Here is a 14,294-nt window from a genome sequence, read left to right on the forward strand (position 1 = left end):
TTGCATGATGATGGTGTTCAATAACATGTGATGAGGAGATGATTGCATTGAGAAGCAGAAAAATGGTATTGAGTTTGGTCCTTATCATGACTTTGATTATCCTGTTGGCCGCCGGATGCGGGAAAGCGCCGTCTACGGAAGAGAAAAACGGCGAGTCGGAGACGAACAATGCTGCGAAACCGGAGACGGCTGACGAGAAGATGAAGCTGCATTTCTGGACATTTTATCCGGAACAAACAAAAATCGATGGATATTACATGAATGCCTTGAAAGAGAAGTTCAATTTCGATGCCGAGTTTTACGTAGCTTCACCGGATACGTCCAAAGAAAAGCTGAATCTTTCCATTGCTTCCGGCGATACTCCGGACTGGTGGAAAGGCTTGAATTATCAGGAGTACGATAAACTGATCGAACAGGATGTAGTGGCTGAGATCAAACTGGAGGACTTGCAGCAGTATGCCCCGAAATATTTGGCATTTCTTCAGAAGGTGCTTGGCGACGATCCTTTTCAATATTTGCGCAGAGACGGGAAAATTTACGGACTGCCTGGCGTATGGGACTTGGCGCCAACCGGCAAGGTCGTAGGTTTTCGTCAAGATTGGCTTAGCAAAGTAGGAATTGCCAAAACACCGGAAACGATCGAAGAAATGGAAGACGCTTTGACGAAATTCCGGCATGATGATCCGGACGGCAACGGTAATAAGGACACCTATGGAGTTACTGGTACGGCAGCTGACATCAATGGCTTGTTTGATTTCGTATTCGGAGCATACGGCGTATATCCGGGAGCGTTCACGGAAGAGAACGGAACGGTGGTTCGCGGAGAGATTATGCCGGGAGCGAAGGAAGCGTTGACGGTGTTGAACCGCTGGTATAAGAACGAGCTGATCGATCCCGAATTTATCGTCAACAAGGATAGCAATGTTCAGGATAAAATGATTCAGGAGAAAGCGGGAGCCGTCTCCAGCTATTGGTTCGGGCTTGCTCCGGACGGCGTGTTCTGCTGCAATGACATTTATACAAATCTCCATAAAAATAATCCGAATGCCGGCTTTGCCATGATTCCGGGGCCGAAAGGACCGGAGGGGAAATTCGGCATGGTTCAGGGCAACGCATTGTTTGGAGTCGATATCATGTTTGGCAAGCAGCTCGAAAAGGATCACGACAAAATGATCAAGTACTTGCAGGTATTCGAATATACTTCATTTGATTTGGAAGCGATCATTGCAAGAACCTACGGGGAAGAAGGGAAAACCTTCAAAAAGACGGCAGACGGAAATTATGAATTCATCCCTCCGTACGACGATCAGAAGGAACGGTGGAAGTATGGATTTGACGGTGCTTACTCTGTGCCGGGCGGATGGAATGACGATTTCAACGAAGAGCTGGCTGCTTTCAATACCAAAGACAAATCTTTGCTGCCGATGCGGAATGAGCTGATTCATATGGGCAAGGGCAAATACGACATCCTGGGCCCGATTGTAAAGCCGGTATTTAATGATCACAAAGAAAGATTGGATAAGCTGACGATGCAGACTTTCCTTGATATGATCACAGGCAAGAAGCCTGTCAGCGATTTCGATAACTATGTGGCCGAGTGGAGAGAAATGGGCGGCGACAAGGTGATGGCGGAAGCGCAGCAAGCATACGAGGAATTAATGGCGCAATAATCGATAGACCGGAGGCCGAATATGGGTATTCACATTCAAAATAACAAAATCACGATGTCTAACGCGTATTTGTTGCGTGAAATCGATATTTCGGAAGGGTTGGCGACAACCGTATTCCATATACGGCCGAACGGAGAGGAGCGGGGCGACTTCTGGTACCCCGTCTTCTCGTTCGAATCGTCGCTCCCTTACGAAGCTGCAGTGACCATTAACGGGCGCGCTTATGAAGCGGGCCCGTGGAAACACCGGTCGAACTGGGACAGGGAGGGCGCTTTCACGGTAACCGGAACAGAACGGGACAGGGGGAGCTTCGGCGATATTTTGCGATTGCATTGTAAGGGCCGAAGCCAAGAGATCCCCCCGATCGAATTGGTTATCGAATATGAAATTGCGGATGAACTCCCGCTATTGACCAAAAGCGTAAAAGTAATAAACGAATCCGGGACGCCGGTGACCATTGACAATGTGACCGTCGATATCGTCAGACTGTTCGAAGGAAAAGTCGAGCTCTCGGTGTTCAGCGATTATTACTGGAACATTATGAAAGAAGATGAATATTACTTTACCTTTACGCGCATGGAGTTCCCGAAGCCGATCGGCATGAAGCTGCAGCCCGGCGAGAGCTTCGAGACTTTCAAGTGCTATGAAGCCGTCACCTCCGGCGACCGGGACGAAGCTTCCATTATATTGCACCGTCTGTACAAAAAAATCGCACCGTGGATTACGGCGCCGGATATTAAAAGGATTGTCTCCACATGCCAATCCTACGAAGAGCTGCTGAAGGTGGCAGACCAGTCTGCGGCAGATGGCGTAGAAGCGGTTGAGCTGTTCGTTGGCCAGCTGTTTACGAATGTGGGCGACTACATTCCACGTCCGAATCTGTTTCCAAGAGGCGAGGAGGACTTGAAGCGGTTGGTAGACTATTACCACGACAAGGGATTGAAAGTGCTTCCTTACTGCTCGACAACGATCGCTAATCATAGGAGCCGCATATGTCAGGATCATCCCGAATGGCAGTATAGGGGTCCGGATGGCATTCATTACAACCCGGAAGGACTTGGCAATATGTGCTACCAATCGCCTTGGGGCGAATATATCGAAGGAAAGCTGCTTCATTTGATTGATGAAATAGGCTTCGACGGTCTGGCTATTGACGGGCCTTATCACGGCTTGCCGTGTTTGGCGAGCGACCACAAGCATCCGACTCCGCAAAGCGTTGAATTTATGAACTGGAATTGGGAGAAACGGTTTTTCCACGAACTGACCAAACGGAATAAAACGATTACGGCTCCGCAAGAGATGCAAGCGATGTTTCTGGGATTGCACCAGCGTCCCGGTGGTTATCGGGAAGAAGACCAGAATGAGATGGGCGGCATGAGATTGGTGATCCAGACAAGAGCGTTTATGTATGATTCGAGGTACAAGGATCCCGCTTGCGCAACATGGGGCTCGTGTAATCTGGAAATTTATCACGGCCACAGCATCGAAGCTTCGGAGGAGAATACGGCAACCTACGATCATGCCCTTGGAGGTCTGTTCGGATATGGGCACAGCGGTGTGCTGTATGGGAAGTACTCTTATATAGGGGAGAATACGAAACGTATTTATGACAAATGGATCTCCTTTTACAAACGGTACCGCAGGACGCTGGCAGGCGAAATGGTGCATTTGGCGCGGCCTAACGGATATGAGCCGGATGCGGTTATGCATGTGTCGACTGAGGCCGATGTGCCTGCCATTCTGGTCGTATTCAATCCAGTGCCCGAGACCAAGAGCGTGACGCTGGAGCTGCCTTTGAAATACGCCGGATTTGCCGGCGGAGACAAGGCAAGCGTTGAGCGGTACGGGTCTATCGCGCTGGATGGTCGCGGCCATGGCGCTGTGTCGCTGACGCTGCAGCCGCATGAAATCGTCACATTAGAAATAAATAAAGCAGGCGATGCGTAATGAACGGCGGATTGATGCAGGTGATGGAATCCGCCAATTGCCGAATTGTCGCCAAATTAACGAAGTTTGACGGCGTTGTGCCGACGGGGTCGGCAGAGGTGGAATTGATGAATGAAGGCAATGAACAGCTTTTCTTGGAACAATCGCGCTGGAGCATCGCCTGCAAGTGGTCGCCTGTGGAGAACAAGAGGGATGTACTCGATTGTGAAGTGACGTTCCAATTGATCGAAGGTTCGCTAAGCGAGGCCAATGTCTCGGTTGACATTATGCTTGACCAGTGGTCGAAGGATCATTATGTCATGATGCCGGCAGCCGCTTATAATGGCAATCGCTTCAAAGCAACCAAGGAGAAGTACCCGCCAATGCTGACTCTGGAAGAGGAGACCGGTCCGGATATTCCAACGATCATTACGGATGTGCCGAGATTAAGTCTGGAGAACGGACCGTCGAAGCTTGAGGTGAGGACCGGAGATATGGCCACTCCTGCGGTTGGCTTCTGCAGCCGCGCGGATCATAAAGGATTGTTCATGTTGGCTGCGCAAGGAACGAGGCTGGGAGAATCGGGCATCTCATTGGAAGAAAACGAGGACCGGACGAAGGCTGTCATCTCGCTTTCCGCTCCGGCTGTCAGACGATTCCATTACAGGATGTGCAATTCGAAGGAGAGCTCAGATGACCGGGGAGCTGATTTTCGAAATGGAGATGAAGTGACGCTTTCGTTCAGGCTGCATGTTTTCGATTGCCCCGACATTCCTTCGTTATACGGTTATTTTGCCGGTATTCGAAAGGATTTGACAGGCAAGGTGCGGCTGCGGCATGAGATCCCTTTCTCGGCGGCATGGGAAATCCTCGAGGAGAAGTATAATCGGGATAATTGGCAGCAGCAGCACGGTTTTTACCGGTCATCGACATCGCCCGATCCCACTTTCGGCCAATGGCAGACCGGATGGGTCGGCGGCGGTATCAACACGCTGCCGAAGCTGGCAATCGGCAGCGAGCTTTCCCAAGAGAGGGCGCGGCAAACGCTGGACTTCATGTTTAATACGGTACAAGCGGCTTCCGGTTTTTTCTACGGGATCTTCAGCCATGGACAACTGCTGGGCGACGCATTCAGGGCGCACGAGGATACGGGCAAGCTGCTGATAAGAAAACATGCGGACGCGGTCTATTTTTTGGTCAAACAGTTTATGCTCCTGGATAAAAGGAATGAAGAGATTTCCGATGTCTGGAAGGATGGCCTGATCAAAGCTTGCGACGCGCTTGTCCGTCTGTGGAAGAATCATAAGCAATTCGGGCAGTTTGTCGATGCGGACAAAGAAACGATAATCATCGGCGGAAGCGCCTGCGCCGGAATTGCGCCTGCCGGATTGGCGCTTGCCGGACAATATTTGGGCCGCCCAGACTACTTGGCCATTGCGGAGCAGTCGGCTGACGATTATTATGAGCGCTTCGTCTCGCAAGGCGTGACCACCGGGGCGCCGGGCGAAATCAGCCAGTGCCCGGACAGCGAATCGGCGTTTGCGCTGCTGGAGTCCTATGTGGCGCTGCACGAAACGACAGGAGAGCGCAAATGGCTGAAGATGGCGGAAGATACGGCCAAGCTGTGCGCAACCTGGTGTGTCTCCTACGATTATGAATATCCTTTGGACTCCGAATTTCGCAAGCTTGATTTGCGCTCGGCTGGCGCGGTATGGGCGAGCGTACAGAATAAGCATGCGGCGCCGGGCATCTGCACCCTGTCGGGCGTCTCGCTGTTTAAGCTGTACCGGGCAACCGGAAATCCGTCATATCTGGAGCTGATTCAGGAAATTGCACATCATTTGCCGCAGTATCTATCCAGGGAAGATCGGCCTCTAGAGATATCTTGGGGAGGTCTGCCGACCGGTCGCTTCTCTCCGCCGGGCTGGATGGGCGAACGTGTCAATACAAGCGATTGGGAAGGCAAGGAAAATATTGGAGCTATAGCCGGAGGCTCTTGCTGGTGCGAGGTTTCCGCCATGCTTACTTATCTTGAAGTGCCGGGCGTATACATTCAGCCAGACACCGGATTTGTATGCGCGATCGATCATATTGATGCCGAGGTTTTGGAGCGGAATGAAACAGAGCTTCGGGTCATGCTGAACAATCCGACGAAATTTCCTGCGAAGGTGAGAGTGTTTGCCGAACGGTCAGGAGATATGCGGACGGTGATGGGGGAACATGCCATGATCGATTGTACGGTCGTGACCATTGCCCCTCTTTCCCACTATACCGTTAGCTTCGATCGTAGGTAATGCAGATGAGGGAACAGCGAAAGTGGCGATTGCCCTTTCGCTGTTCTTGCTTCATCGCTAGAGTCGGCCCGTGATACCACGTGCCGGCTTTTTATCTTCCTACTCCCTAGCCTCCCCGTACCGACTGAGCGCCCAAGAGACGGTCTGCTTCATGCGGGAGATCAGCCGGTCGTTCTCGACGACGCGGATTCGTTTGCCAAGGAAACGAACCTTCGACAACACGTACTCTTGCTCGTTCAACGAAAAGAACAACTTCACCCGATATTCGTCCAGCGCCTCGTCGTACAGCACTTCCCGCTCGAAACAGGAGAAGGCGTACAGAATGCGCGACAGCTCCTCGTTGTACTCCGGCACGATGGCGATGACGGCTTCGGATCTGCGGGCGGCCAAATAGGCGGCCGCTTTGGCGGCGTACCGCTCGGCGGCACCGGCTTCGCTCGGCCGGGCAGTCACCTCGGACAGCTTGGCTATCCGCGTGCTCATGACCATTTCCTTGCGCGAATGGTACCAGAGCAGATACCACTCCCGCTTGACCATCGAATATTCCAGCTTGTACGGGTACGCGGTCCGCTGCTCGAGCGGAGGACCGCTTTTGGTCGCGTAGCGGAAGCTAAGCGCACTGCCGTCCCGGATCGCTCTCCGAATGTCGCGGATGAGCGGATGGTAGACCATTTTTTCCTTGCCGTCGCCTTTATGGACGAGATGCGGCGTCCAGTCGGCAGCCGGGTCGTCCCGCAGCAGCTCGCGAAGCTTCTCCAGCGTGGAGGGGAGGAACGCTTCCTCCGCGGCGGGATGCGCCAGCATCGTTTTCAGCCAGGTACGCTCATGCGAGGTGACGGCTGAGGCGCCATGATCGTCGAGACGGGAGAGGAGGCGGTAATTGAAAATTTTCTCAAAGGGATTCATAATAGCGGGCCAGCTCCTTCCATTCGTCGATCAGTTCCTCCCGCAGCCGTGCGGGCTCCAGCACCTCGCAGCTCGACCCGAAGCTTCGGATCCAAGGCTTGATCTCGATCGTGCCGTTCACCTCGATTTCATAGATAAACGAGTCTTCTCGCTCATCCGTAATTTCGCCCCACTGGCCTTGCTGGATGACGCGCTCGCGCACGAAATCCGGGATGGACGGGCCGGGCTTGTAGAATCGCAAACGCACGAGTGTCTTGCGCCCCGTGTCGATCAGCCAGCTGTGGCGGATGCGCGATTCTAGCTGCTTCAGCTTCTCCGCGAACTCCGCTTCCTCGGCAGCCTCTCCGAGCTTCAGCTCCGTCACCCCCTCCAGCCGATACTTCTTAACGCCATGCCGGGCCCCCCAGCCGAGCAGATACCACCGGCCGTATTGGTGGTCGTACACGATCTTGAGCGGCAAGCAGCTTTCCCGGCTGCCGTCGCTCTCCCGCTGATACAGCGGGTTCGTGTTGCGCGAGGCGTAGCTGGTTTCTTTTTTGGGCGAAAAGTAATGGAACGACACCCGGCTCCACGACCCAATCGCTTCGAACAGGGAGAACAGATGCGCCTCGTCCAGCACGCGCGAATGGTAATGATATTTATACAAAAAGGCGTCCAGCGCCTCCGCGTCGTACCCGTGGCCGCCCATAAGCCGCTTCTTGAGCGTATCCTTCAGCAAATACCCTTGAACCGACGGAAGCCGCGTATTCGCCATCATGCTGGCGTAATCGTGCAAATCCAGCAGCTCCTCCGCCGTCAGCGATTCAGCGAAGCCTTGCCAAAGCCCGTATCGGTACGGCCTTGGACCCGGCTCGCGCCGGATGACGCCGACGCCTTCCAAATATTTGAGGTCACCGCGGATCGTCTTCTCGTCGGGCGGGGCCAGCTCTTGGGACATCGCCGCGCAGCAATCGTCGAGCAGCTCCATCGCCGTCTTGTGGCCGTCCTTCAGGGAAGCGAGCAGGCAGGACAGCCGCTCCGTTTCGCTTTCCTTCAGCGACTTCGCCCTGAACAGGAACAGCAGCAGCGGGTCCGGCGCGTCCAAATAACTGAAGCGCAGCAGCTCGGCCATTTCCTTGGCTTCCTGCGCCTCCGTTCGAGCGGGCAGCACGCTTGCGGCGATTTCCTTGAGCCGCTTCATCATTTTGTCGAAGGTGTGGACGGAGATGCCGAGCCGCTCCGCGTATTGCTGACGGCTGTACGCACCGCTGGCGAGCGCGAGCATGCGCAGAAACTGGATTTCCTTATCGAAGCTTTCCCTGGCCATCGTTCGATGCTCCTCCCTTGTCGTCCCGGTCAATTAATCTTCAATATATTGTAACAGCGATGGGGCGGGTGCCAAAAGATTAATTTTTTTCCTGCCGTCGTCATACTTCCGCCATGTTCGTCGGGCCATGAATGCGGCATGATGAAGGAGGTTAATGAAACGCCGGCGGCCTACCCGGGCGAGGACGTCCCGTTCGTCCCGCAGTGCGGGCGCAGTCTCTGCGTTCGTATGCTGTAGGAGCCGCGGCCGTTAACCGACTATTCGGGTTCGATTCCCGGTCGCATAAGGGCGATATGCTAATGGTATAGCACTCCACTGTTAATGGAGCCAACCTCCCAGACCAAAACCATGATACAAACGATTATCGTAACCGATAACGAAAGAGGACTGTTGTTCAAGAAGGGAAGCTACGAGCGTTTGCTCCGCCCGGGCACCTACCGGTTCGCGGCTTGGTCCGGATATACGGTCGAGAAGCAGGAGCTGACGGAGCCGTTCGATCCCGCGGGCAGGGAGCTTAACCTGTTCCTGCGGGACTCGGAGCTGCTCTCCGAGCTGCACGTCGTCGAAGTGGCGGATGGCGAATACGCGCTTCATTACGAGGACGGAAGGTTCGCCAAGCTGCTGACGCCCGGCGTGTACGCCTTTTGGAACGTGCTGAAGAAACATTCGTTCACCGCTGCAGATACGCGCAGCCCCGAAGCTTCCGCCGAGCTTGTTCGGCCGATTTTGAACAGACTGACCGGCTACATCCAGGTAGTCGAGGTCGCGAGCCACGAGACCGGCCTGTTATTCTACGACAACGTGCTCCAGCGGGAGCTGCGTCCCGGTCGTTATTTCTTTTGGAGAGGCGCCGTAAGCGTCGCGGTCCGTACGGCCGATTTGCGCCAGCAGCAGCTTGACATGACGGGGCAGGAAATCATGACGGAGGACAAAGTGTCGCTACGGCTGAACTTCGTCTGCCAATACCGGATCGCGAATCCGCTTCGGGCGCTGGAGATCAAAGGTTTCGAGGATCAGGTGTACATCCTCTTGCAGCTCATTCTGCGGGAGTACGTCGGCACGATGAAGCTCGACGATCTGCTGCGCATGAAGCAGGAGATCGGTGCGTACGTGCTGGGCCGCCTGAACGAACGCAGCGAAGCGTATGGCGTGAAGTTCGTTTCCGCCGGACTCAAGGACATCATTCTGCCCGGCGACGTGCGGGACATACTGAACACGGTGCTGCTGGCGGAGAAAAAGGCGCAAGCCAACTTGATCACGCGCCGCGAGGAGACGGCTTCCACGCGAAGCCTGCTGAACACGGCCAAGCTGATGGACGAGAATGGAACGTTGTACCGTCTGAAGGAGCTGGAGTTCCTGGAGAAGATCTGCGAGAAGATCGGCACGATCTCCCTCACCGGCGGCGGCAGCCTGCTCGAAGGACTCAATTCCCTGCTGAGCGCGAACGGGGCGGGCGGAGCGAATGGAGCCAAAAATTGAGGAAGCGTGAACCGGTCCGCGGCGGGATGCCATGGACCGGTTATTTTTTTTGGAGGAAACGTGTCAACGAGTTAAAGAGAGTCGGAACTTGGTAACGGCGCTCAAATCTGCAGGGTTGGGATTCAGTGCCATCCTTGCTCTGGAAATGGGAGGATGCCGCTCTGTGAACTTCGGCTGCAGAGGTGGTATACTTTTAGATAGCTGGTTTAATCAAGTAGATGAAGCAACAGATCGAGGGGGAGCGGCGATGCGCACGGACTGGCGGGAAGCGGAGCAAGCGTTGGGCAAAATTAGCGTCGTTGGCGACGAACGCAATCAGGAAGTCGAAATTTCCGGCGGGGCAGAGGGGCTGAGCTGTATCGGGATCGGGACGGACGCGGCTGTATTTCGTTACGCGCCTACGCCGGATTACGCGTTCAAAATATATTCGGACCATGCCTTGCATAAGAAAACGGCCGAGCGCGACGTCTATAAACGGCTCGAAGGGATTCCGTATTTCCCGACCTTGCATGGAGAAGGCCCTAACTATTTGGTGATAAGCTACGAGCCCGGACCTACGCTGCTGGAATGTCTGATGGAAGGGATCCCGGTTCCGGCGCGGGCGATGGAAGACGTCGATGAAGCGCGGCGGCTGGCGCGGGAGCGGGGACTGAATCCCCGGGACATCCATCTGAAGAATGTCATTCTCCAGAACGGACGCGGCAAAGTGCTGGACGTCTCCGAATACGTCAAGGAAGGCAACGATAAACGTTGGGAGCACCTGGCTTGGGCATACGAGAAGTTTTACGCGGGTTTCGAAGGGCGCCGCATACCGGAATGGCTGCTGGACGCCGTCAAGAAGAGCTACCTGAAGCTTGATCAGGCCAACTTGAATCTGGAAGAGATCGCGGCCAGGGTGAACCGGCTGCTGGCGCGCTTCAAGTAAAACCGTATAGATTCGCTAACGCGAGAGGATGAGGATTTATGGCGATGGAAATCGAAAGGAAGTTTCTGCTGAATGGCGACCCGCGGACAATTATCGAAACAAGCGAGCTGCATGTGCGGCAGGAGCAGCGAATCGAACAAACGTATCTCGCGATCGACGAGACGCAGGAGCTGCGCGTCAGGCGGATCGAGGAGCTCGGGAGCGGCGAAATATCCTATACGCATACGTTCAAGAACGGCAACGGCTTGGTGCGCGAAGAAGTGGAATACGAGATTACGGGCGGCATTTACGAACAAGTCGTGATGGCATTCGGCTTCAGGCCGCTGACCAAAAACCGGATCACAGCCGAGTGGGAAGGCGTGACGATCGAGATCGATATCTACGATCAAATCCGGCTTTCCGTACTGGAAGTCGAATTCGAGTCGTTAGAGGAAGCGAATGCCTTCGAGGCGCCGGCTTGGTTCGGCGAGGACATCAGCTCGCAGAAGCAATATAGCAACAAAACCGTATGGAAGCAGCTGCAAGGCGATAAGTGGAGCGAGTGATGTCGATACACCGGAACGGCCACTTCTTGCGCAAAATGTACCTTCAAAGGGATGACGTCCCTTCCTTCGACCGTTATCCATTCAGTCTGGATGCGGTAAGGGAGCTGGACGAACTGGAGTTTCATCCGAAGGTGACTTATCTCGTCGGCGAGAATGGGGCGGGCAAGTCGACGCTCGTGGAGGCGATCGCGGTCGCGCTCGGGTTTAATCCGGAAGGCGGGACGATCAATTTTTCGTTCGAGACGGCGCATACGCATTCGGAGCTGCATCGGTATCTGCGTCCTGTGCGCGGCGCTCAGCGTCCGAAGGACGGTTTTTTCTTCCGGGCGGAGAGCTACTTCAACGTGGCGACTTACATCGACGAGCTGGACCGGGAAACGGCGAACGCCCCGAAGCTGATCGACTCGTACGGAGGCGATTCGCTGCACGCCCAGTCGCATGGCGAATCGTTTTTCGCGACGTTTCTGCATCGGTTCGGCGGGCGCGGACTTTATATCATGGACGAGCCCGAGGCGGCGTTGTCGCCCTCGAGGCAGCTCGCGATGCTCGCGCGCATGCATGATCTCATCCGGGACAACTCCCAGTTCGTGATCGCGACGCATTCGCCGATCCTGATGGCCTATCCCGAAGCGTGGATCTACCAGTTATCGAGCGACGGCATCAGGAGAACGACTTGGGAGGAGACGGAGCATTACGCGATCACCTCGCAGTTTCTGAACAACCGCGACAGGATGCTCCGCGAGTTACTGGCAGATGAGGATTGATGAGGGCGCGCTACCCTTTCAGCAGCTCCCGGAGCTCCGAGTACAACGCTTCCGTCGCGGCGGCGTCTCTCTCGTTGTAGACGACGTATCGGTCCTGCAGTTTGATGAGGATATACGGAGCGTTTTTCTTAAATACATAAAGCTTGGCCTCGCCCAGCTCCGTCAGCTTGAAATCGCCGCGCGCGTACTCCGATGTGGCGATCCCGTTCTGGCGGAAGCCGCTCGGCATCTCGTCTTCCAGCGTCAGCTCCAGCACCTCGTCCAGCGCGAACTCGAGCGGGTACATCGCATCCTCGATGATGATCGTCTCGCCTTCGCCGATGACCAACTGGGGCGGGCTCGTGTCCGCCCGCACGATCAGAATCGCGATCGGGATCACGATGGCCGCGACTGCCGCAAGAGCGCCGTAATACACCGCCTTGCCTGTCCGCGTCGCCATGTTGAGCGTTGAGCCGATGCCCACCCGCTTCGGAACGAAAACGGCAGGATCTTTCGGATTGTAATAGGACAAGCCATGCCGCCAGTTGGCGTCGGCGTCGGCCGGATAGCTGCTGCCGTCCGTATCGCCGTAACGGTACTCCAGCTCCTTGATATGCTGGTGCACGACGAAGATGCCGATCAGCGGGACGAGCGATACCATAAAGATTCCGCCGAACCATAGGCCCGGATCTCCCGAGTTGCCCTTCGAGAGCACGTTGTAAGCGACAAAAGCGTTCGCCGCCTCGAACACGGCCAGCGATAACCAAAGCATCGACCAGAGCCGGTTGGCCGCCTGGTTAAGCGCAGCGTTCGGCACCGCGTTCCGGCTGTGCGCCCGCATTTTGCCCCGGCTGAACGCCAGATAAAGCAAGAACATGACGGCCGTCATGACAAGCGAAGCGAAACCGGACAGCCTCAGCACGCCGACGCCGTCCCGCAAGGAGATGACGATGAGCGGCGCCGACATAAGCGCCGGCACGATGAACCAATAGGGAGACAGAGGCTGTTTGCCTCTCATGAGCGCGATGTCGACGTCGATGCGAACGTTCTTTTTGGCGCCGGCTGCGAACCAGTCGTTATCCCGTTTCAGCTTGGCCGCCTTGTAGTGAATTCTCTTAAATGGTACTGTGGAAGTGTACATCACGCCTGCCAGCCATAGAAAAACGTAGATGAAGCCCAGCGAAAACGTGTCGCCGAACCATAGGATCGGCAACGCCGCGGCAGCGGCGAACAACGCAAACAGCGTGTAGCTTTTCCGGTATTCTTTTTGCAGGGAGAGAACCTTATCGTCCTTTAGAGCTTCGTCCGGCAGCGTGACGCCGAACAAGAGCCCTCCTTTCGGTCTGGCATGTCCGAAATAGATGGCGACAACCGTGGCAAGCACGATTAGAACAGGCGCAAGCAATATGTATTTTTCCATATGAAGACCTCCTATGAATGCTCGTCAGTTGCTCCGACCCACTATAATATAGACGATTTGTTTTTGTCAAAAAAGGAGACCATCACCATGATACGATTCGGACTTATCGGCACCAACTGGATTACGGAAAGATTTCTGGCGGGAGCGGCGCTGCATCCGCGCTTCAAGCTAGCTGCCGTCTACTCTCGCACGGAGGATCGCGCGAAAGAGTTTGCGGAGAAATATAGCGTTCCGCACACCTATACGGACATGGATGCAATGTTCACAGGCGGGGAGATCGACGCGGTGTACATCGCAAGCCCCAATAGTTTGCATGCCGAGTACGCGATCGCGGCCATGAACCGCGGCATACACGTCTTGTGCGAGAAGCCGATCGCATCGAACAGCCGCGAGCTGGAAGCGATGATCGACGCCGCGAAGCGGAACGGCGTGTTGCTTATGGAGGCGCTGAAGTCCACGCTCATGCCTGGCTTCGGGGCTGTTCGCGAAGGAATCGGGCGGATCGGTCCGGTCCGGCGGTATTTTGCTAGCTACTGCCAATATTCCTCGCGTTATGACGCTTATAGGGCAGGCACCGTCTTGAACGCATTCCGTCCCGAATTTTCGAACGGCTCCTTGATGGATATCGGCATCTATTGTCTCTATCCGGCGGTCGCGTTGTTCGGCAGGCCGAACGCGGTGAAGGCTTCCGGTTTCATGCTGGAGTCGGGCGTCGACGGGGAAGGCAGCATCCTGATGCAATACGACGACATGGACGCGGTCATGATTTATTCCAAAATAACAAGCTCCGCGATCCCTAACGAAATTCAAGGCGAAGACGGCAATCTCGTCATCGACAAAATAAGCGAGCCAGAAATCGTTCAACTGAAGTTCCGCGACGGCCGTAGCGAAGATTTAACGAGACCGACGGTGGAGTTCAACATGTTTTACGAGGTGGAGGAGTTTATTCGACTGATCGAGGAGGGCAAAACGGAGTCGGAAATGAATTCGCATGAGCTGTCCCGAATCGTCATGGAAATCATGGACGAGGCCAGAAGCCAGATCGGGCTTGTTTATCCTGCGGATAAGTAAGAGGCGACA

The 14,294-nt window shown here is 55.1% G+C and carries 11 protein-coding genes; 8 read left to right on the forward strand and 3 right to left on the reverse strand.

Annotation, left to right across the window (positions count from 1 at the left end; genetic code table 11):
• The first annotated feature begins 47 nt into the window (after positions 1-47).
• From RB620_RS11140 to RB620_RS11150, 3 genes are read left to right on the forward strand one after another with little or no spacing between them, the layout of a single operon-like run.
• The gene (locus RB620_RS11140) at positions 48-1,670 is read left to right on the forward strand and encodes an extracellular solute-binding protein (RefSeq protein WP_308094303.1); all 1,623 of its coding nucleotides are present in this window, start codon (positions 48-50) and stop codon (positions 1,668-1,670) included.
• Between the two features lie 21 nt (positions 1,671-1,691).
• Positions 1,692-3,617, forward strand: a complete 1,926-nt coding sequence (locus tag RB620_RS11145) for an alpha-galactosidase (RefSeq protein WP_308094305.1) — start codon at positions 1,692-1,694, stop codon at positions 3,615-3,617.
• Positions 3,617-5,890, forward strand: a complete 2,274-nt coding sequence (locus RB620_RS11150; protein WP_308094307.1) for a glycoside hydrolase family 47 protein — start codon at positions 3,617-3,619, stop codon at positions 5,888-5,890. The genes RB620_RS11145 and RB620_RS11150 overlap by 1 nt, the downstream gene beginning before the upstream one ends.
• 99 nt (positions 5,891-5,989) lie before the next feature.
• On the opposite strand, the gene RB620_RS11155 is transcribed toward RB620_RS11150, so the two are convergent.
• Both RB620_RS11155 and RB620_RS11160 read right to left on the reverse strand, forming a co-directional pair.
• Positions 5,990-6,796: a WYL domain-containing protein gene (locus tag RB620_RS11155; RefSeq protein WP_308094308.1), complete on the reverse strand. Its 807-nt coding sequence runs from the start codon at positions 6,794-6,796 to the stop codon at positions 5,990-5,992.
• Positions 6,783-8,102: a helix-turn-helix transcriptional regulator gene (locus RB620_RS11160; RefSeq protein ID WP_308094311.1), complete on the reverse strand. Its 1,320-nt coding sequence runs from the start codon at positions 8,100-8,102 to the stop codon at positions 6,783-6,785. The genes RB620_RS11155 and RB620_RS11160 overlap by 14 nt, the downstream gene beginning before the upstream one ends.
• A gap of 348 nt (positions 8,103-8,450) precedes the next feature.
• Here RB620_RS11160 and RB620_RS11165 point away from each other — a divergent pair, with 348 nt between their 5' ends.
• The 4 genes from RB620_RS11165 (at position 8,451) to RB620_RS11180 (ending at position 11,815) form a co-directional block, all read left to right on the forward strand.
• Positions 8,451-9,581 (forward strand): slipin family protein, encoded by a 1,131-nt coding sequence (locus RB620_RS11165; protein WP_308094314.1) that lies wholly within the window; start codon positions 8,451-8,453, stop codon positions 9,579-9,581.
• A 247-nt stretch (positions 9,582-9,828) separates the two neighbouring features.
• On the forward strand, positions 9,829-10,506 hold the full coding sequence (locus RB620_RS11170; RefSeq protein ID WP_308094315.1) for a serine/threonine protein kinase: 678 nt from the start codon (positions 9,829-9,831) through the stop codon (positions 10,504-10,506).
• A 38-nt stretch (positions 10,507-10,544) separates the two neighbouring features.
• Positions 10,545-11,051 (forward strand): CYTH domain-containing protein, encoded by a 507-nt coding sequence (locus tag RB620_RS11175; RefSeq protein ID WP_308094317.1) that lies wholly within the window; start codon positions 10,545-10,547, stop codon positions 11,049-11,051.
• The gene (locus tag RB620_RS11180; RefSeq protein ID WP_308094319.1) at positions 11,051-11,815 is read left to right on the forward strand and encodes an AAA family ATPase; all 765 of its coding nucleotides are present in this window, start codon (positions 11,051-11,053) and stop codon (positions 11,813-11,815) included. Before RB620_RS11175 ends, RB620_RS11180 begins: the two co-directional genes overlap by 1 nt.
• 10 nt (positions 11,816-11,825) lie before the next feature.
• Here RB620_RS11180 and RB620_RS11185 read toward each other — a convergent pair whose 3' ends face one another.
• Positions 11,826-13,214: a DUF5808 domain-containing protein gene (locus RB620_RS11185; RefSeq protein WP_308094321.1), complete on the reverse strand. Its 1,389-nt coding sequence runs from the start codon at positions 13,212-13,214 to the stop codon at positions 11,826-11,828.
• Between the two features lie 87 nt (positions 13,215-13,301).
• Between RB620_RS11185 and RB620_RS11190 the strand changes: the two genes are divergently transcribed.
• On the forward strand, positions 13,302-14,285 hold the full coding sequence (locus RB620_RS11190; RefSeq protein ID WP_308094322.1) for a Gfo/Idh/MocA family protein: 984 nt from the start codon (positions 13,302-13,304) through the stop codon (positions 14,283-14,285).
• The last annotated feature ends 9 nt before the right edge of the window (positions 14,286-14,294 follow it).

This window comes from Paenibacillus sp. LHD-117 (assembly GCF_030929555.1).
GTDB lineage: Bacteria > Bacillota > Bacilli > Paenibacillales > Paenibacillaceae > Pristimantibacillus.